We start from the raw sequence: 19,641 nt of genomic DNA, 5'->3' as shown, positions 1-19,641 counted from the left end.
CTTGTCGATTTAACTCTATTATAGAGGATTCTATGTCGTAACGCAAAATATTTTATTATTATTACAAATCTTATGTCCTTATTTAGATACCCCCATAGCCTTGTTTTTAAGTTCTTACTGCTATATGCTTATTATGTTCTGTTTTACTATATCCTTTCTCCAAGTATGGTTAATGCCGTGCATTACCATACTTTTTTTATGTCTTGTATCTATATTTCAAAAAACGTATATTTATACATGAAAATACTTGTTTTTTATGTGTTTAGCCGATATAATAATGCATAATAATAGTTGACATAATTTTTTCAGAAAGGTTTTTACAAATATGCACTCAACAAAAAAACAGCAGTCGAAACATTATTTATCAGCGCTTTTTAAATTTATAATACCTTCCCTAATAGGGATCTTCCTGTTTATGATTCCTCTTCCTAAAGATGGTTCTATCACTATTCCTATTGCCATCTTATCTACAGGACTTCAAGAATTATTGGGCCATCATACGCCTATTATTTTAGTGGTTGTTACTGGCATTTCTGCACTAGGAAGCCTTATTACTTATCTTTTTAAACCTAAATTGATTATGGGAAGTAATCTTCTTAATTCACTTTTTAACACCACTTGGGTTTGGCTTAGTTTAAGAGTCTTAGCCTTTGCTTTTATTAGTATCATTACTATGCAAGTATCTGGTTTTAATTTTCCACCTTTTATGCTTCCTTTAGTAGAAGTCATAACTTCTTCAGATACCGGTAGCCTTGTACTAGCAGATTTACTCCCTGTACTTTTCTCAATTTTTCTATTTGCAGGATTATTTTTGCCACTTTTACTAGATTTCGGCCTACTTGAATTTATAGGCTCTCTTTTAGTAAAAGTCATGCGTCCTGTATTTGGACTTCCAGGACGTTCTGCCATTGACTGTATTGCCTCTTGGTTGGGCGATGGTACTATCGGTGTATTACTGACTAGCAAACAATATGAAGAAGGTTTCTATACAAAAAGGGAAGCTGCTGTTATTGGTACTACCTTTTCTCTTGTATCAATTACCTTTAGTTTGGTTGTTATTAATACAGTTAAATTAGGACATCTTTTTGTTCCTTTCTATTTAACTGTCACGGTAGCTAGTTTGGTGGCTGCTATCATCATGCCTAAACTCCCACCACTTTCCTTAAAAAAAGATATATTATATGATGGTTCTACACCAGAAGCTTCAACTGAGGAAACAACACACCTAATTGCTCATGGTTTTAAGAATGCACTCCAAAAAGCTGAAAAACAAACCTTTAAACAATCAATTGTAATAGATGGCTTTAAGAATGTACTTGATATGTGGTTTGGTGTCATCCCCGTAGTTATGGCTGTAGGTACATTAGCACTTATTTTAGCCACTTATACACCTCTTTTCCAAATACTTGGCATACCCTTTACACCACTTTTGAATGTACTTGGTGTACCTGAAGCAGCTGCCGCTGCTCAAACTTTAGTAGCTGGATTTGCTGATATGCTCCTTCCATCTATTTTAGCCTCTTCTATAGAAAGTGATATGACAAGATTTATTGTAGCAAGTGTCTCCGTCACTCAACTTATTTATCTCTCTGAAGTTGGTGCTCTTTTATTAGGTTCTAAAATACCTGTTAAGTTTTGGGAATTATTCATCATCTTTATTGAACGTACACTTATCACGCTACCAATTATTTCATTGATTGCTCATCTTATATTTTAATATTAATTAAAAATAAACTAAGTTTACCACGAACTTAGTTTATTTTTAATTAAATAGATTTTTATAAAAGATAATTACTAATATTTACTTTGTTAAATTCTATTTCTATTATTGACCCTAATTCTCCTCTTATGTTAGGATAATTCATGTGGTAGTTTACTTTTTTATGTATACTTGTTATTTTTTTACATTTTATCATATAAGAGAATCCTTTATGAATAAAAAATTAAAGCACATCTTTATACTGCCGTAGCTACTATTCTAGTTTTATCTAACTTAAGTGTTACATACGCTTCAAGTATACTTATTAATTAGAATCTTAAATCTTTCTACAAGTTCAAGTACAAGTAGCTTTACTAATAGAAATCTGTATTGGAGCAGATATTCTTAAAAATGAAAGTTACTTTATTCCTAAAAACATGGTAACAAGAGCTGATATGGCTACTATGTTTGCCAAAATTATTCCCCTAGATACTTCTAAGTAGTAACATACTTTAGATGATATATACACTTTATCAAAATAAGCTCTAGTCTATTAAATATTTGACTAGAGCTTATTTTTCTTACCTTGTTTTCTCATAACTTTATCATCTTATAGTATTTTAGTTCATAAAAAAAGAAGATCCCTATAAATAGTGATCTTCTTTCTATTTTTAGTTACTTGAAACAATTCCTCTACCTGCATCTAGGCTTACAACCGAACCTGTTTTAAGAATATCTGTTGCATTTGTCGCACCAGTAATGACTGGAATATCAATAGCAAGTCCAACAATTGCAGCATGTGAGTTAACACCATCTTCTTCTGTAATAATACCAGCTGCTCTTCTTAATAATGGTAGCATCTCATTTGTAGTTTCTGGAATAACAAGGATATCCCCTTCAATAAATTTCTCATTAGCTTCTTCTTCTGTTTTACATACGCAAAGATTACCACATACTTGTTTTGAACCAACACCTACACCTGAAACTAAAATATGTCCGATGACATCTACCTTAATCATATTAGTTGTACCGGTTACGCCTACTGGTAAGCCACTTGTGATAACAACTAATTCCCCTTTATTAACCATACCTGTGTGTTCTGCTACAGTTAATGCTTCTTCAAATAATTCATCTGCATTTTGTTTTTCTTCCATTAAAAGTGGTTTTACACCCCACATTAAACTCATGTGACGGTATACACTTGTTGAAGTTGTGCAACCCAAGATAGGTGATACTGGTCTATATTTAGAAATCATTCTAGCTGTTCTACCTGACTTAGTTACAGTTACAATAGCTGCTGCACCAAGGTCATGTGCTGTTGTACAAGTAGCATGTGAGATCGCACTAGTTACATTATTAGTTGCTGTACTACCTCTTTCTTTAAAACGTTTTACATAATCAATATCTGACTCTGTTTTTAAAGCAATTCTCGCCATCGTTTGTACTGATTCAACAGGATATGCACCTGCTGCTGTTTCACCAGATAACATAATAGCACTTGTACCATCGTAGATTGCATTAGCAACATCACTAATTTCGGCTCTTGTAGCTCTAGGATTTTTCATCATGGAATCTAACATTTGTGTAGCAGTAATAACTTGTTTACCTGCTGCAACCGTTTTCTTAATAATCATTTTCTGGATAGATGGTACTTCTTCTCCTGGAATTTCAACCCCCATATCTCCACGGGCTACCATAATTCCATCAGATACACGAATAATTTCATCAATATTATCTACCCCTTCTTGATTCTCAATTTTAGAGATAATATTAATTGTATGACAATTATATTCTTCAAGAATTCTTCTGATTTGAAGAACATCTTCGGCGCATCTTACAAAAGAAGCTGCAATAAAGTCATAACCTGTTTGAATTCCAAAGATGATATCAGATCGATCTTTTTCACTTAAGTATGGCATAGAAAGTCTAGTATCTGGTAAGTTAACACCTTTATTGTTTGATACATCACCATTATTCATAATTTTACAAACAATATCACTGCCGTCTACTACTTTTTCCACCATTAACTCAATAAGACCATCATCAAGTAATATTCTTGAACCTTCTTTTACATCATTTGGTAAATTCTTGTATGTGATAGAAACAATTTCATTTGTTCCTAGAATATCTCTACTTGTAAGTGTAAATTGTTCACCTTTTTTAAGAGAAACTTTTCCTTCTGCAAATTGACAAACTCTTACTTCTGGTCCTTTTGTATCAAGTAAAACTGCTATTGGTAAATCTAATTCTTTTCTAAGTTTATCTACACGGTCAAAATTTTCTTTATGACTTTCGTGAGTGCCATGTGAGAAGTTGAATCTAGCAACATCCATCCCTTCTAGCATTAATCTCTTTAGTATTTTGTCATCCTTTGTTGATGGACCTAATGTACATACAATTTTAGTTTTTCTCATATTAGTATCTCTAGTCTCCTTTAAGATTTTGCTTCGTAATATGCTTACACGACAATTTTCGTACTTATTATAACATATTCTGCATCAAATTACATAGAATATCCTATAATAAATGTTAACATTTCTTCCAAATAAATCACATTTTTAAGTATTTTATTTGACTTATCGCTATTATTGATTGATTTTTCCCTAATTATTACATTTAACTAAGTATTTTAGAATTACTTTAATAATAGTATCTTACTTCTAAATAGTATTATGACTCTCATACGGATTATTTCTATGGTTAAATCATATTAAACTTATTCCCTACATGACTACATCTAATATCATATAAAACAACCTTGAAAAATTCCTAATATAGTCATTTTACAAGGTTGTTATTCTTAACTCATTATAGTTGTAGTATAAACATAATTATATAATATGCCATGCCTTATTTCATCTGTTAAAATATTAAAGACTGCATCCCTGTAAGAATTATCTGGTAAACCTGACATAATCGTACGATATCTTCTAACAGCTTCCGTCTCACCTTTTAATGCTTTAATAATCCCCTCAGTAAAATTAGCAGGTGGAACAAATTCTTCCTCCATCGGCATAGGCGCTTCATTTCCTGTTAATTGCTTATACATACTTTTAAAAATCTTATTATGCATTTGTTCATCTTCTTTAATCCCAGTTATAGTTTTTATAATATCTTGCCTAGCTTTTTCACCTATATTATTGGGAACGTTATTAATAAGCCATTCATAAAACATTGCATCAGATTTTTCATTTTCAATTGAACTTCCAATTAAACTAATGGCGTTTGCTAATTGTTCTCCCGTAGGATAACTTTGCCTCATCCACATATACATCATCCTAAATAATAAATTCACTATATCTTATGCTAAATATTTAAACAGAGTTCATTAATTTTACATTTATTTTACATTTATCTTTTCCTACATTCTTCCTTTTCCTTGTATGAATCCTCACTTTTTGTTTATACTATGTTTGTACTTACTTATATAAAAGGAGGCTATGACATGAAAGCTGTTGTAGATAAAGATACTTGTATTGGTTGTGGACTTTGCCCATCTATCTGTCCTGATGTATTTAGCATGGATGATGAAGATGGTAAGGCTGTTGCTATTTCAGGGGATGTGCCTGAAGAATTAGAAGATGATGCTAGCGAAGCTGCTGCTTCTTGCCCTGTTGAAGCAATTACTGCTGAATAATTTAATCAAGAGGTGCTATCATACAAGAAGTCAAACTTGTTCATATGATAACACCTCCTTTATTTTTTATTTAAATCAAATCTATTCTACTATTATTCAATATGATGATTTTCCGCTATCTTTTTTTCATCATGAATAACACCTTTTAAATGAAGCGCTCTTGTTTTAAGCCTTAAGGAAATACTTTTGTCCAAAATAACATAACTAATCCATTGCATTGCTTTATCATATTCCTTAAACCTTCGATAAATATCTGCAATAATGTATGCTGTCGTTAATTCTCCCAGTTCAAATATTGGAAAACGCTCATTATTATAAGCATTTTCAAATCCCGTTAAAGCATGACTTAGAAATAGCTTCTCTTGCTCTGCATCTTTTAATTCTCTATAAATCCACGCTAACTTTAAACATATATAAGCTTTTTCTCCATCTTTAGCTTTTTTTACAAAACTATTAAGGAGTGCTAATTTATATCTGGATATAGCTGATTTTGCATCTATAATAGGCTCATAATGATAAGTTTTGTAAACCGAACTGATTTTCTCCCTAATCCATCTTATTTGACTCGTCGTTAAAGTGCTAAAATTTTTACTAAGAGCAGCATAACCGCAGGTTTCACATACAATACATTCATAAAAAATAGGATTAGCGATATCATACTCTGGCTTTAAGTCTAAATCTGAATTAACTAATCTATTTTTACCTGAACGAATAGCTTTTGTTTTAAATTCTGTTTTACACACAGGGCATACATAAGTTTTATCATATAAAACTTCTTCTAATGTAACTCTTTTCCCCTTCTTATTTTCAATTTCATTAGAGACTTCTTTTTCGGGAAAAAGTTCTATTTTCTCTAGATTTTCAAACCCCATGTCTTTTAATTCTTCAAATATATTAATCACTTAATCACTACCTATCTCGTTTTCTCAGGGCTAGGCTGACAGCTACTTTTCACAATTCTTCTTATACTCCAAAGGACTAATTCCAACATACTTTTTAAACTTACTATGAAAATAGTCAATATGTTTATATCCTACTGCCTTAGCAATTTCATACACTTTCATTTCTTTATGACGAAGCAATTCCTTTGCCCTGTTTATTCTTAGCTGATCAATATAAACATTAAAGCTTTGTCCCGTATAATTCTTAAAGCTTTTTCCTAAGTAAGCGCTATTATAATTAAATAACTCTGCTAACAATTCTAGTTTTAGTTCCTTATTATAGTTGTTTTCTATGTAATAAATAATCTTTTTCATATTATTTTCAGGACTGCTTACTTTAAACTCTTGTACAATAATACGTAACTGTTCCTCTATATATTCTATAACATCTTCTACATCTCTACAATGATAAATTACTTCTATTATTTGTTCTCCACTAGGTAGAAGCTTTCCTACTTCTTGATTTGCCTCCATTGTCTTTGTCCCAGTCTTAACTAAGATATTACTAAATACTGAAATAACTTTATCTTTTCTTACGCTTTCACTTTGCAGTTGCAATTTGAGTTCTTCTAGTACTTGTTTAATCTTAATCATATCTCCAACTTGCAATAATCGGTAAATCTGCTCACTAACATGCTCCACATTTATTATTCTGCTCTGTTCACTCTCCTTAGCATACCTATCAATACGCTTAGAAGTTAAAAGCCTTTCATTTGGATACAAAAACTTCTTATCCAAAAGTTCTTTAACTAAAGTATAACTCTCACCTATCTCCTGTATCTTGATCAGTGAAGTATCTAAAGCCATTTTGCATGTAATCTGATACCTCTTTGCTAATTTTTCTTGCAAGGTATCAATAACCTCATCTATATATCCTTGTTCTTTATTTTGAATAATGATTAGGAGATATTTCTCAACAATAAGTGTTTTCACAGCTAAGCGTGCTTCTAGATAATCCTTTATTTGCTCTTCTATTAAACTTACTGTTTCCTTCTTGTCTTCTATATCTACAAGCAGTAATTGATAATTTTCATTTTTTTCTTTCAACTCATTGTACTTATCCTGCTCCATTATACTCAATGAACTTCCTAATAATAAGTGAGTTAATAAACTTTTAATAACATAAGTCTCACTTACATCTAATTTTTGAGTAATTTCTTTCTCCTTTAGAATTTTATCTTTAATTTTTTCAATCATTTCAATTAATTCATCTTCATCTATTGGTTTTAGAATATAAGCTTCTACGCCTAGGCCCATGGCTCTTTTAGCATACGTAAAATCTGAATAGCCTGTTGTAATAATAAACTTTCCTTTAAATCCTCTTTTTTTAGCTTCTTCAATAACTTCTATCCCCATTAAACCTGGCATTCTAATATCTATTAAAACCAAATCTGGATTCAATATCATTATTTTCTCTAAGCCATCTTGTCCATCTATGCCCTCACCACATATGTCAAAACCTTCTGCTTCCCAAGGAATAATTTTTTTTAATCCTTCCCTTACATTAGGTTCATCATCAATAATAAGCACCTTCATGTCTACCCCTCCTGCATTTTTGGTAAAACAATTGTTACTGTTGTTCCCTGATCCTCTATGCTTTCAATTGTAATACCATACATATCACCATAGTATAGTTTGATTCTTTCATTTATATTTTTCAGGCCTACTCTATTTCTTTCTTCTATTTGTTCACCATGTAAACTTCTCTGAATTTGCTGTAACCTTTCCTTGCTTATTCCTAAGCCATTATCAGAAATAGCTATTTTTAAACAATGATTCTGTTCTTTTATACTACAAACAATTTTTCCACTTCCTTGCTTAGCTTCAAGTCCATGTATAAATGCATTTTCTACAATAGGCTGTAATAATAATGGTAATAAGTAGTACTTTTCACTCTCTATTTCATTCTCAATATGATAACTAATTCTTTCACCAAATCTAAACTTCTGAATGGTTAAATAGGCTTCTATCATTTCTAATTCTGAAGCTAAACTCACACTACGATCGGACACTTCCAGATTTCTTCTAAGAAGCTTAGATAGTTTTTTTACCACGCCAGCAAGTTCTGTTTCTCCATTGCAATAGGCTTTCATACGAATGGTTTCTAATGTATTATATAAAAAGTGAGGATTAATCTGGCTAGATAGCATTTCAAACTGCATTTCCTTTTGCTTTCTTTTTAGTTCCTCTTTTTGCACTTTAGCAGAATAATTTTCTTCTATAAGTTGTTTAACGCTCTCTACTGTTTGACAAATATCTTCATAAAGCTCTCCGATTTCATCATTCCCCTCAATGCTCTTTCTAATATTAAAATCACCTAGACTAACCTTATGCATTTCTTTTCTCACTAAAATGATACGGTTTGAAAACCCCTTAGAAAATATCAAAATGAGTATTCCTGACAAACCTAAGCTAATCATTATCATCGCCAAACTCGTCCTAACAATTTTTAGCGTCTCACCTGTAATACTATTAACAGACATACTCATGCATATCTCAACTTGACTATTAAACGTTTTAGCCGGTGTAAAGCTAGTAAAAATAATGTATTCTGCACCTGTGTCATTACTCACCTTAATCTTATAATTCTTATTTTGTTCTACCTGCAACTCTCGTAAGTGGTCAAGTTGTTCATATAGAGGATCACTATTACCGGATGTTGTTACCACCTGTCCATTAATAGTAATCATTGTATCGTAGGGTTCATCTTTAATAATTCTATTAATCTTTTCTGGATCGAAATTAATAACTAATACACCTAATAAATTTTTCTGTTTATCTCTTAGTGCTCGTATCAAGCTCATATAGTATTGTTTCCTTATTTCATCATATTTAAGATGCCATTCCATCTGACTATCTCTTGCTAAAGCCGCTTGATACCAATCGGATCGCTTAATATCCTCTGTTGCTCTTACAAATTGAGAATTATTTAGTAATGTAAGGTTATCATTGTAAATACGAATACTACTAATTTCTTCATAATGCATAAGGTATGTAGATATAATAGTTAAGTCCTTATAGGTATTTACAATCTGAGCACTGTCTTCAAACTGTGTCTTTAAAACTTGAGCAATTTTTCCGTCTACATAAATACTCTCTGCTACAGAATTAGCAATCTTTATTTTTTCATTTAAACGTTCTTTAATACGTTCAATATTAACACATGCTTCATTGATAGCCCTATCTACAACCATATTACACATGAGTGTTGTCAACTGTACACCTATGATTAATATAGGTATAAGAATAACAATGACATAAATCCCTATGAGTTGTTTTTTGACTTTCATATTTCTATTAAAGGTTAATATCTTCTTTATGATCCTCATAGTAACTCCCCTATCCTTGTTATCCATTATATTATAGCATTTTTTATACTAATAAAAAAATTTAATTTTTATATAAGATGTTGCAGAATACTTTTCACAAAAAAGGTGCCTATAAGCTTTTATATAAGTATAAAACGCTATAAGCACCTCTTTCTTTATAAATAACAAATAATCTGGTTCTCTGCTATATGTGGTACGATGTGAATACCATCACTTTCTATAGTAAAACTTCCACCTTCTAATTTTTCTATAGCCATTATACCCTTTAATATGATGCTAAAAGCTTTGTTATTTCCTTTAAATGAAATATTCACTGTCTGATTTGCCTTAAGTACACTAACGTCTAATTCTACTTCTTCATTCATATTAATAACCTGAGTTGACGCTACCTTACCTTCTATTAGACCATATGCTGCTATTTGTACCCCTTCTCTATAGTCATAGTCTGGCTTTAATGAATTATTACCTATAGCAATTAAACTGTTAGGACGAACAAGCATAGGTATACTCTTATAGCTATGCTTTTCATTAATCCACTTGCCGCCTTGAACACATTCTCCTGTTAAAAAGTTAGTCCAGTTGCCTTCTGGTACATAATACTGTGCTAATCCTTCTTCATTAAAAATAGGAGCAATTAAAATATTTTCGCCTAGCATATATTGTTTATCTAAGTATGCACAAGTTGGATTCTCTTCAAATTCAACAACCATAGCTCTCATTGTAGAAACACCTGTTTTAGCAGTTTTAGATGCTGCATTAAATAAATACGGCATTAAAGTACATTTTAACTCTGAAAAATATCTAACAACTTCTACGGCTTCTTCATCATACAGCCAAGGTACACGATAAGAGGTGCTACCATGCAAACGACTATGAGAAGAGAGTAGTCCAAATGCTGCCCAACGCTTGTAAACATCTGCTGTAGAGGTACTTTCAAATCCTCCTATGTCATGACTCCAGAAACCAAAGCCTGAAAGACATAGAGATAAACCTCCTCTCAAGCTTTCTGCCATAGACTCATAGTCAGCTGTGCAATCACCTCCCCAGTGAACAGGGAATTGTTGCCCTCCAGCTGTTGCTGAACGAGCAAATAATACGGCTTCTTTTTCTCCCTTTTTTCCCTTGAGAATATCAAATACTACTTTATTATAAAGTTGTGTATAATAGTTATGCATTTTATCTGGATTACTACCATCAAAATACATAACATTCTGGGTAGGGATTCTTTCACCAAAATCTGTTTTAAAACAATCCACTCCCATTTCTAGAAGAGCTGCTAGTTTTTCTTTAAACCATGTACAAGCTGCTGGATTAGTAAAATCTACAATGCCCATACCTGGTTGCCACATATCCCACTGCCATACAGAACCATCCTTACGTTTAAGTAAATAGCCTTTTTCCATTGCTTCATCAAATAAACTAGAAGCCTGCGCTATATATGGATTAATCCATACACATACTTTTAGGCCTTTTTCCTTAATACGTTTAATCATCCCCACTGGATCTGGAAATACTTCATCATCCCAAGTAAAATCACACCAGTTAAAGCCCTTCATCCAAAAGCAATCAAAATGGAAAACATGGAGAGGCACTTGCCTATCGGCCATACCATCTATAAATCCCATGACAGTCGCTTCATCATAATTAGTTGTAAAAGATGTTGTGAGCCACAAACCAAATGACCAAGCTGGTGGAAGGGCTGGCTTTCCTGTTAAACTAGTATAGTTACGTAGAACTTCTTTCATATTCTCGCCCGCAATAAGGAAGTATTCTAAACTTTCACCTGGTACACTAAACTGTACCTTTGTTACTTTCTCAGAGCCCACCTCAAAGGAAACTCTTTCAGGATGGTTAACAAATACACCATAATCTTTATTGCTAAGATAAAAAGGGATAGCTTTATAGGATTGTTCCGTACTAGTACCACCATCTTCATTCCAAGTCTCTACTGTTTGACCATTTTTAATAAAAGGTGTGAAGCGTTCTCCTAAACCATAAATGAGCTCTCCTACAGATAAGCTCAGTTGTTCTCTCATAAAAGTACTGCTCAAGTCTTCATTCATGAATTCTGCATCATAATTTTTAATATAAGCTGTTGATTTAAAATTACTTGAAGTGAGTTTCTTGCCTTTTCTATAAAAGCTCATCTTCCATTGCTCTTTATCTTCAATAACAAGACTCAACTCACCATTTCTGATTTCAACTTTCCCTTCACTTTGGAACATTTCTAAATCAATTTCTTCTGATGCATAGATCTCAAAATAGGGTCCTATCTTATTAATGCCTTTATAATGTTCTACCTGAATTTTAAAAACATCTTTCATTGGAGCTGAAATAGTATAAGTCAGCACTGGCCCACCTAAAGTATCTCCTCTTTGTTTGATTTTCTTGGAGGGCGCAAAAACTTCTATTCGTTTCCCTTTTTTGCATGTCTGATAAATTTCTTGTGGACTATAACTTTCAATTCCTTCTTTATTAAGCCAACAACCATTACTAAATCTCATCGCTTTTCTCCTTTTGTCTATAAAATTGTGATATAGCACAAGCTTGGCAAAATTACTTTACCAAGCTTATGCTTTACTGCTATTTATTTTAGAGGGAGACTTAGTTACCCCAGAAACGAATCTTTTCTTGGGTTAACTTAGTCATTTCTGCATTAGCATCTTGTACACCAATCTCATCAAGCTTAGCTAAGATTGTATCCCACGCTGCATCAAAGTCTGCTGGTTTTCCAAGAATAGCTTGTGTCACAGCTTGTTGAATATAATCCTGTGATTTTTGATTAAATACTTGTAAATTACCATCTGATGGAATATTAAACTGCCATGCTTGACCATGTTTAGAAACACCAAGCTCTTCTGGAGTTGGGAAGAAATCTGTCCATAATTCTTTACCATAAGCTTTAAGTGTTTCTTTCTCTGTTGCTGTCATTTGTTCAATAATCGTTTCTTTATTATCTAATGTAAATCTGTTACCTGTTGAATCTATGCCTCCATTACCTTGTTGTGGGAATGGATAAACATATTTAGTAACACCTGTTTTCTTAGTAAAGTCTTTATCTGATATTCTTGCAGCTGCCATTTCTGGTGTTAATTGTCTCTTGCCATTTGCATCATAAGTATAGTTTTCACCTTCTAATCCCCAGTTAATAAGGATTTGAGCTTCTTCTGAACACATCCAATCTAAGAATTCAAAAGCTTTTTCTTGGTTTGGACTAGATGAGCAAATACCAATACCATGACCACCACTAAAACCATAGTCTTTCGTTACAGCTGGTTTAAACTCCTCTGATACAGTTACAGCAAGTGGAGCCGTTGTTCTTTCTTCCATACCTGCAGCAACAAGTGCTTTTTTAGATTCACCAGTTCCCCATTCAGGAGTAGCTGTTCCAAGTACACGACCAGATGCAAGTTTTGCAAAATATACATCTTCTTGTTGTGTAAAAGATTCTGGATCTAGTAATCCAATATCATTCATATGGTTAAGCCATTTCATATAATCTTTTACACCTGGTGCAAGATATTTATAGATAGCTGTTTGTGCATTATCATCGATTGCCCATTCACCATCATCTGGAATACCAGAAGCAGCAGATGCTACATTTCCTACTGTAATAAGCCATCTCCAGTCACTTCCCATAAGGGTAAGACCGATGGTATCTTGACCATTAATTTGTGGATACTTATCTTTATAAGCTTTGATTGCTTCCTCATATTGTGCAATTGTTTTAATCTCTGGATAACCTTGATCTTTTAATACAGCATGTTGAATTTGCATAACACCATCTGTTTTCCAAGCTGCTGTATGAACACCATAGGTACCCATTGTATAAATATTAGGGTCAGCTTCTGAATATTTTAACCTCTGAATCATATCTCCGTAAAGTGCTTTTGTATTAGCACCTTTTTCTTCAATGAAATCATTTAATGGGATAAGTGCTCCTGCATCTACAAGAAGTCCTGTATCACCTTTTGCAAAAATCATATCAGGATAATCACCACTAGCAATCATCAATGGAATAGCTTGCTCATCACCACCGACAGCATGCTCAATTTCCAAGGTAACACCTGTTAATTCTTTGATTTTTTCAGCAACTGGATCAGTAAATTCAATATCTTCTGTGATGTCTTTCATAAAAATCTTTAAAGTAACTGGTGTACGGTCTTCTAAGCCTACAAAACCACTTTCATCCGCTGATGCGCTAGGTGATGCTTCCGTACTTGCTTCTGGACTTGCTACTGTTTCCTTCCCACCATTACCACCACAGCCTGTTAACATGCTTCCAAACAAACTCATTGCCGCTAATAAACACACAAATTTTCTTTTTTTCATTTTTTCATCCCCTCAAAATAAAATTTACTTAATATAATACATTAACTTTTTACAGCTCCTACAGTCATACCAGATACAAAGTAGCGTTGTAAGAATGGATAAACGCAAACAATAGGTACGGTTGTGATAACTGTAATAGCCATCTTTATAGATTCTGGATTAGTCGTAACTTTTTTGAGTCCCTGGGTGTTGATATCTGCTGCTTTTACTCCTGCTGCAGCATTATCTAGTACTTTCATGAGTTCATATTGTAGTGTAGTTAAATAATCTTTTTTAGCATATAAATATGTATCAAACCAACTATTCCATTGTCCCACTGCAACAAATAAGGCAACGGTTGCAATAGCCGGCATACATAGTGGGAATATAATCTTCCAGAAGATTACTAAATCATTTGCCCCATCTATCTTGGCTGATTCTTGTAATTCAAAAGGCAAATTATCCATGAAAGATCTTAGAACAATAACATTAAATGCATTAATGAGCATTGGCCAAACATATACTGAAAACTTATTAATTAACCCTAGGTTTCTAATAACCATATACTCTGGAATAAGCCCCCCACTTACATACATTGTAAGAACGAAAAGTACGGATATAGGCTTTCTAAACATATAATCTGTTCGGCTCAATGTATAAGCTAACATTGTGGTACAAAGCACACCTGCTATAGTTCCTATAACCGTTCTTAAAACGGAATTGATAAAACCAGTAATAAGCTTGCTATTAGATTCAAAAATGCTAATGTAATTTTGGAATGTAAACTTTCTTGGTATAATATGTATACCACCTCTTACAGTATCTGTTGCATCATTAAATGAAATGGCTACTACTTGTAAGAAAGGGTATATGGTGATAATTAAAACAATAGTCATTAATAATGTAACTATAGCATCAAATATTGTTATCTTCTTTAATTTAGCTAGCACACTCTTCCCCTCCTTTTAAATGAGCCTTCCTTCGCCACTTTTCTTAGCCAAGGTATTTGCAATGAAAATAAGTACGATACCAACAACCGACTTAAACATACCAATGGCTGTACCATAGGAGTATCTTACCATTCCAATTCCATAATCTAAGGCATATTTATCAAGTACTAAAGATTTAGCTGCTACTGTATTGTTTCCTAATAAGTATTGCTTTTCAAAACCAATATTAATTAAGTTTCCTATAGACATAATTAATAAGATAATTGCTGTTGCTTTAATGCCTGGCAGTGTAATGTTTTTAATTTGTTGCCATCTATTAGCACCATCGACTTTAGCCGCCTCATAAAGCTGCATGTCTATACCTGTAATAGCTGCCAAATAAATGATTGCATTCCAACCTGTTTCTTTCCAAAGGTCCGATGCTGTAACAATACCCCAAAACATAGATGGCTTAGCCAAAAAGTTAATCGGTGTATTAATAATATGTAAATTCATCAGTATTTCATTAATAGTTCCCGTAGGCGCTAAAATTTGACCTACAATATTAGCGACTACTACCCACGATACAAAGTGAGGTAAATAAGAAATGGTTTGAATCAGTCGTTTAAATTTAAGTGATCTTAACTCATTAAGTAATAGCGCGAAGCTAATTGAAAATATGGTACTAAATACAATAGCTAGAATACTCATTCCCAAGGTATTTTGTAGAGCTTGATAAAATTGTTCTTCTTTAAATAGCACCTTGAAATGTTTAAGCCCTACCCACGGTGATTTAGTAATACCTAATTGTGGCTTATAATCCTGAAAAGCCATGGCCCAACCTGTTAAAGGTAAATACTTAAAAATAATAACCCATATTACAAAGGGTGCAGACATTGCAATTAAGTATTTTTGTTCTTTCATTCTTGACCATACAGTCATTTTTTTAATGGTTCCTGCATTTTTGTTTGTTTTAACTAAAATATTACTCACTCCCCTCTGTAAGCTATGCATTTTGTTGTATATATCTATATTAATATAAGTAATTCATTAAATATACCTCTAAAAATACAGCTATTTGAGGGTAAAAATTGCACCTTTTCATATACATTTTAAATAAACTTTAAAAAGTTGGTTAAATCATTTGCAAGCCCTTATAAATTCTAGCGTTTCTCCCTGCTTAACCTTACATAATAAAATCTCATCTTCTACTTCTTTTTTACCCTTTAGTACGATCTTATCTTTGGATTTTACCTTTATTTCTCCATCTCTACCTATATGTAATTTTGCACTTACCAAATGCCCATCTTCCCAGTCTATATCTACCGTCACTTTCCCTTTGGCACATAATCCTGTTACTTTACCATTTGGTATTCCTTTAGGTAAAGCTGGCAATAACTCAATATAATCCTTTTCTCCTTGTAATAGCAGTTCACTTATTCCGGCTGCTGCCCCAAAGTTACCATCAATCTGAAAAGGCGGATGATTATCTAACAAATTAATCAGTGTAGAACATTTAAGTAATTCCTTTATATTGCTATAAGCCAAGTCTCCCTCTTTTAGCCTTGCCCACAAATTGATAATCCATGCCCTACTCCAACCCGTATGACCTCCACCATAGCTTAGACGCCTTTCTAAAGTTTTCTTGGCTGCCTTCGCCCATTCTGGTGTATCTTCTTTAGTAATTTGGTGGCCTGGATATAGTGCAAATAATTGTGAAATATGTCTATGCCCTGGCTCTACCTCCTCATGATCCTCTCTCCATTCCATAATCTGACCATACTTACCGATTTGTATAGGAGGTAATTTTTTTCTCATCTCTTTAAAACATTGAATTTCTTCTTCCGCTTCTCCTACTAACTGACCTGCTTCAATAATTGCAGTAAATAATTCAAATAATATTTGACTATCCATACTTGGTCCTATACACACAGTTCCTTGTTCCCCTGAAGGTAAGCGATAAGTATTTTCAGGAGATGTAGAGGGGCCTGTTACCAGATAGCCATTTTCATCCATCATCAAGTAGTCTTTAAAGAAGTCTCCTGCTCCTTTAAGAAGATGATACTTTTCTTTTAAGAATACTTGATCCAAAGTATACTCATAATGCTCCCATATATGTAACACTAACCAAGCTGCTCCCATAGGCCAGATAGTTGCTGGCATCCACATATCTTGCGGTGCCGCATCTCCCCAAATATCCGTATTATGATGCGCCATAAAGCCTCTACAACCATACATCTGCTCTGCTGTTTTCTCTCCATGTATTCTTACCTTCTCTAGGTGTTCAACTAAAGGCAAATGACATTCTGATAAATGGCATTTTTCTGCCAACCAATAATTCATCTCTGTATTAATATTAATGGTATACTTACTGTCCCATGGGGGTAACCATTCTCCATTCCAAATACCTTGTAGAGTAGCAGGCAACCCACCTTCCCTACTACAACTAATTAACAAATAACGTCCATACTGAAAATACATGGCTATTAAATCTAAATCTTCTCCACCCTTTTTTATTCTTTCAAGGCGTTCATCTGTAGGTAAATGATTTAATGATTCTCCTCTTAAATCCAAAAATAGGCGTTTGTATAGACTTTTATAATCTGCCACGTGCCTTGCTTTTAACTCCTCATATCCTTTCTGTGTTGCTTTTTTCAAACGTTCTTCACAAATACTCCTTGGATTACTGTCTTTATAATCTGTAGTTGCTGTCACTAAAATAATGACTTCATTACAACCTTTTGCATAAAGACGTTGTCCTATGTTTTGTGCAGTTCCTCCATTAGGTATAAGCTTCATCATAAAATGATATCCTATTCCTTCACTAGAACAAGGACCACTTGAACCATACAAGCTCATGCCATCTTTGCTCATTTCTATCTCATCATTATATTTCCATCTATCAATATAAGCCATTAATTCTATTTGTTCCTCTTGATCACATCTTAACCGAACAACTAGTAAGTTATCGGGTTTAGAACAAAAATACTCTCTTTCAAACTTTCCTTTTGGACTCATATAACCTACTGTAGCACAAGCTGTTTCTAAATCTAACGTTCTTCTATAGTGACTTACTTGTTCTTCTTGCCCAAAGCATTGAATAACCAAATCCCCTAATACAGAGTATTGCCTTTGACCATCTGGAGTTCCAAACATACTCATGGATAAAAGTTTCTCTGCTTCTCCTATCTTCCCCTGCCATAATAAATCTCTTATAACAGGCAAATATTTTCTAGCATCTTTATTATTCCTATCTCTAAAAGTACCATACCAAAGGCTTTCCTCATTCATTTGAATGAGTTCTTTTTTTATTCCTCCAAAAATCATGCCCCCTAATGCACCATTGCCAATTGGTAATGCTTCATTCCAATTCCGTGCTGCTTGTTTATACCAGAGTACTTGATCTAGCATAGGCCCACTCCTTATAATAGTTTATTATATTATTTATTCTAATTTATTATAATTATTCACTCATTACAATATGAATTTCTGCTTATGATTTACCTAATAAAACATTCCTCTCTATTATCTAGAACCAGCCATTAACATTATCACTATCTTATTAAAAATGGGGGTGCTAATAGATATATGGCACTCCCAATAAAACATAACGTCTATTCACTCAAAAACAATTTAATTTCTTCCCATTCCCCCAACAAACTTCCTTGACAGAGCTCTGATGAGCCTCCTCCTTTGCCTTGAAATTTCATATTCATTGCTTTGCAAAGAGGTCTTATATCTATTTGGCTATTTCCTAGGGCATACTTAAATCCCGTTGCATCAGGTGTTACTACCAGACAGGTTTTATCTACCTTCTGTATTAAGAGAGTACATAGTTTTCTTAGTTCCTCTGGAACTAAACCTTCTTCACAAATACAAAGTGTCGCTTGATTGCACTTTATATATTCTTCTACCTTATATGAAAAAAGTTTTCCTTTAACTTCTGCTAATTTAAACTTTGTTTCGTTGAATTCTTCTTGTAACTTTTGAAGATGCGATGTAATCATCTCAGGTTTAGCTGAAAGTATAGCCATGGCACTACTTACGATTTCTTGCTTCTTACTGTAATCTTTTAGTGCTCTCTTGCCACAAGCTAATGTAAGCCTTGTACCACCTCGATGTCTTTCACTACTAATAAACTTAATCATTCCAATCTCCCCAGTATACTTCACGTGTGTGCCACAGCAAGCACAGGTGTCATACCCTGGTATGGTTACTAGTCTAACATCCTCATTGAGTTCAATTTTAGAACGATAAGTCATCTCTCTTACTTCCTCTTGTCCATAAATAGCCCCTTGCACTGGGATATTTTTATAGATAGCTTCATTGGCTAAGTATTCTATTTCTGAAACTTGCTCACTTGTTAACTCACCATCTACATCTGCCGTCATATTCTCTCTACTCAAATGAAAACCTACATTGTTGTAACCGTAATGCTTATTAATAAGACCTGATATAATATGTTCCCCACTATGTTGTTGCATCATATCAAATCGCTTGTCAAAATCTATCTTACCCTCTACACTATTGCCTACTTCTAAAGGGCACTCTACTATATGATAAATCACATGGTCCTTTATACGAACATCTTTAACTTTTACACCACCTAATATGCCTTCATCTGATGGTTGACCACCTCCTTCAGGATAAAAAGCTGTTTGATCAAGAACTACCTCATACCCCTTCTTTCCTTCATTGCAACTTAATACGGTTGCCGTGAAATCAGTTAAATAGCTATCTGTATAATATAACTTCTTAGTCATCTGTATTCTCCTATTCTGTTATTTCTGCCAAA

The 19,641-nt window shown here is 33.3% G+C and carries 13 protein-coding genes; 2 read left to right on the top strand and 11 right to left on the bottom strand.

Going from position 1 to position 19,641, the window contains the following annotated elements; genetic code table 11:
• The first annotated feature begins 415 nt into the window (after positions 1–415).
• Positions 416–1,717, top strand: coding sequence for a YjiH family protein (locus EKH84_RS07805; protein ID WP_330547594.1), 1,302 nt, complete (start codon positions 416–418; stop codon positions 1,715–1,717).
• A 653-nt stretch (positions 1,718–2,370) separates the two neighbouring features.
• Here EKH84_RS07805 and pyk read toward each other — a convergent pair.
• Complete coding sequence (pyk, locus tag EKH84_RS07800) at positions 2,371–4,113, bottom strand: pyruvate kinase (protein ID WP_127065870.1); 1,743 nt, start codon at positions 4,111–4,113, stop codon at positions 2,371–2,373.
• A 386-nt stretch (positions 4,114–4,499) separates the two neighbouring features.
• On the bottom strand, positions 4,500–4,967 hold the full coding sequence (locus EKH84_RS07795; RefSeq protein WP_190283537.1) for a ferritin family protein: 468 nt from the start codon (positions 4,965–4,967) through the stop codon (positions 4,500–4,502).
• 177 nt (positions 4,968–5,144) lie between these two features.
• On the opposite strand from EKH84_RS07795, the gene EKH84_RS07790 reads away from it, so the two are divergent.
• Positions 5,145–5,336: a ferredoxin gene (locus EKH84_RS07790; protein WP_127065868.1), complete on the top strand. Its 192-nt coding sequence runs from the start codon at positions 5,145–5,147 to the stop codon at positions 5,334–5,336.
• Between the two features lie 92 nt (positions 5,337–5,428).
• Here the strand turns inward: EKH84_RS07790 and EKH84_RS07785 are convergent, their stop codons facing one another.
• The 9 genes from EKH84_RS07785 to EKH84_RS07745 form a co-directional block, all read right to left on the bottom strand.
• Positions 5,429–6,238 carry a DUF2225 domain-containing protein gene (locus tag EKH84_RS07785; RefSeq protein ID WP_127065867.1) on the bottom strand — a complete coding sequence of 270 codons (810 nt, stop codon included), beginning with the start codon at positions 6,236–6,238 and terminating at the stop codon, positions 5,429–5,431.
• A 42-nt stretch (positions 6,239–6,280) separates the two neighbouring features.
• Positions 6,281–7,813 (bottom strand): response regulator transcription factor, encoded by a 1,533-nt coding sequence (locus EKH84_RS07780; RefSeq protein ID WP_127065866.1) that lies wholly within the window; start codon positions 7,811–7,813, stop codon positions 6,281–6,283.
• 2 nt (positions 7,814–7,815) lie between these two features.
• Entirely contained in the window at positions 7,816–9,606 is a 1,791-nt protein-coding gene (locus EKH84_RS07775; RefSeq protein ID WP_190283536.1) for a sensor histidine kinase, read from the bottom strand.
• Between the two features lie 155 nt (positions 9,607–9,761).
• Positions 9,762–12,110 (bottom strand): alpha-xylosidase, encoded by a 2,349-nt coding sequence (gene yicI, locus EKH84_RS07770; protein WP_127065864.1) that lies wholly within the window; start codon positions 12,108–12,110, stop codon positions 9,762–9,764.
• A gap of 100 nt (positions 12,111–12,210) precedes the next feature.
• A complete protein-coding gene (locus EKH84_RS07765; protein ID WP_127065863.1) occupies positions 12,211–13,938 on the bottom strand; it encodes an ABC transporter substrate-binding protein in 1,728 nt (575 codons plus the stop codon).
• Positions 13,939–13,979: 41 nt separating this feature from the next.
• Positions 13,980–14,867 carry a carbohydrate ABC transporter permease gene (locus EKH84_RS07760; RefSeq protein ID WP_207669764.1) on the bottom strand — a complete coding sequence of 296 codons (888 nt, stop codon included), beginning with the start codon at positions 14,865–14,867 and terminating at the stop codon, positions 13,980–13,982.
• A gap of 15 nt (positions 14,868–14,882) precedes the next feature.
• Complete coding sequence (locus EKH84_RS07755; protein WP_330547593.1) at positions 14,883–15,839, bottom strand: ABC transporter permease; 957 nt, start codon at positions 15,837–15,839, stop codon at positions 14,883–14,885.
• A 147-nt stretch (positions 15,840–15,986) separates the two neighbouring features.
• The gene (locus EKH84_RS07750) at positions 15,987–18,257 is read right to left on the bottom strand and encodes a glycoside hydrolase family 95 protein (RefSeq protein ID WP_127065862.1); all 2,271 of its coding nucleotides are present in this window, start codon (positions 18,255–18,257) and stop codon (positions 15,987–15,989) included.
• Between the two features lie 203 nt (positions 18,258–18,460).
• On the bottom strand, positions 18,461–19,609 hold the full coding sequence (locus EKH84_RS07745) for an alanyl-tRNA editing protein (protein WP_127065861.1): 1,149 nt from the start codon (positions 19,607–19,609) through the stop codon (positions 18,461–18,463).
• Positions 19,610–19,641 lie beyond the last annotated feature (32 nt).

The sequence above is a fragment of the Cellulosilyticum sp. WCF-2 genome, from assembly GCF_003990395.1.
Lineage (GTDB): Bacteria > Bacillota > Clostridia > Lachnospirales > Cellulosilyticaceae > Cellulosilyticum > Cellulosilyticum lentocellum.
This window is presented reverse-complemented; position numbering and strand designations above follow the sequence as displayed.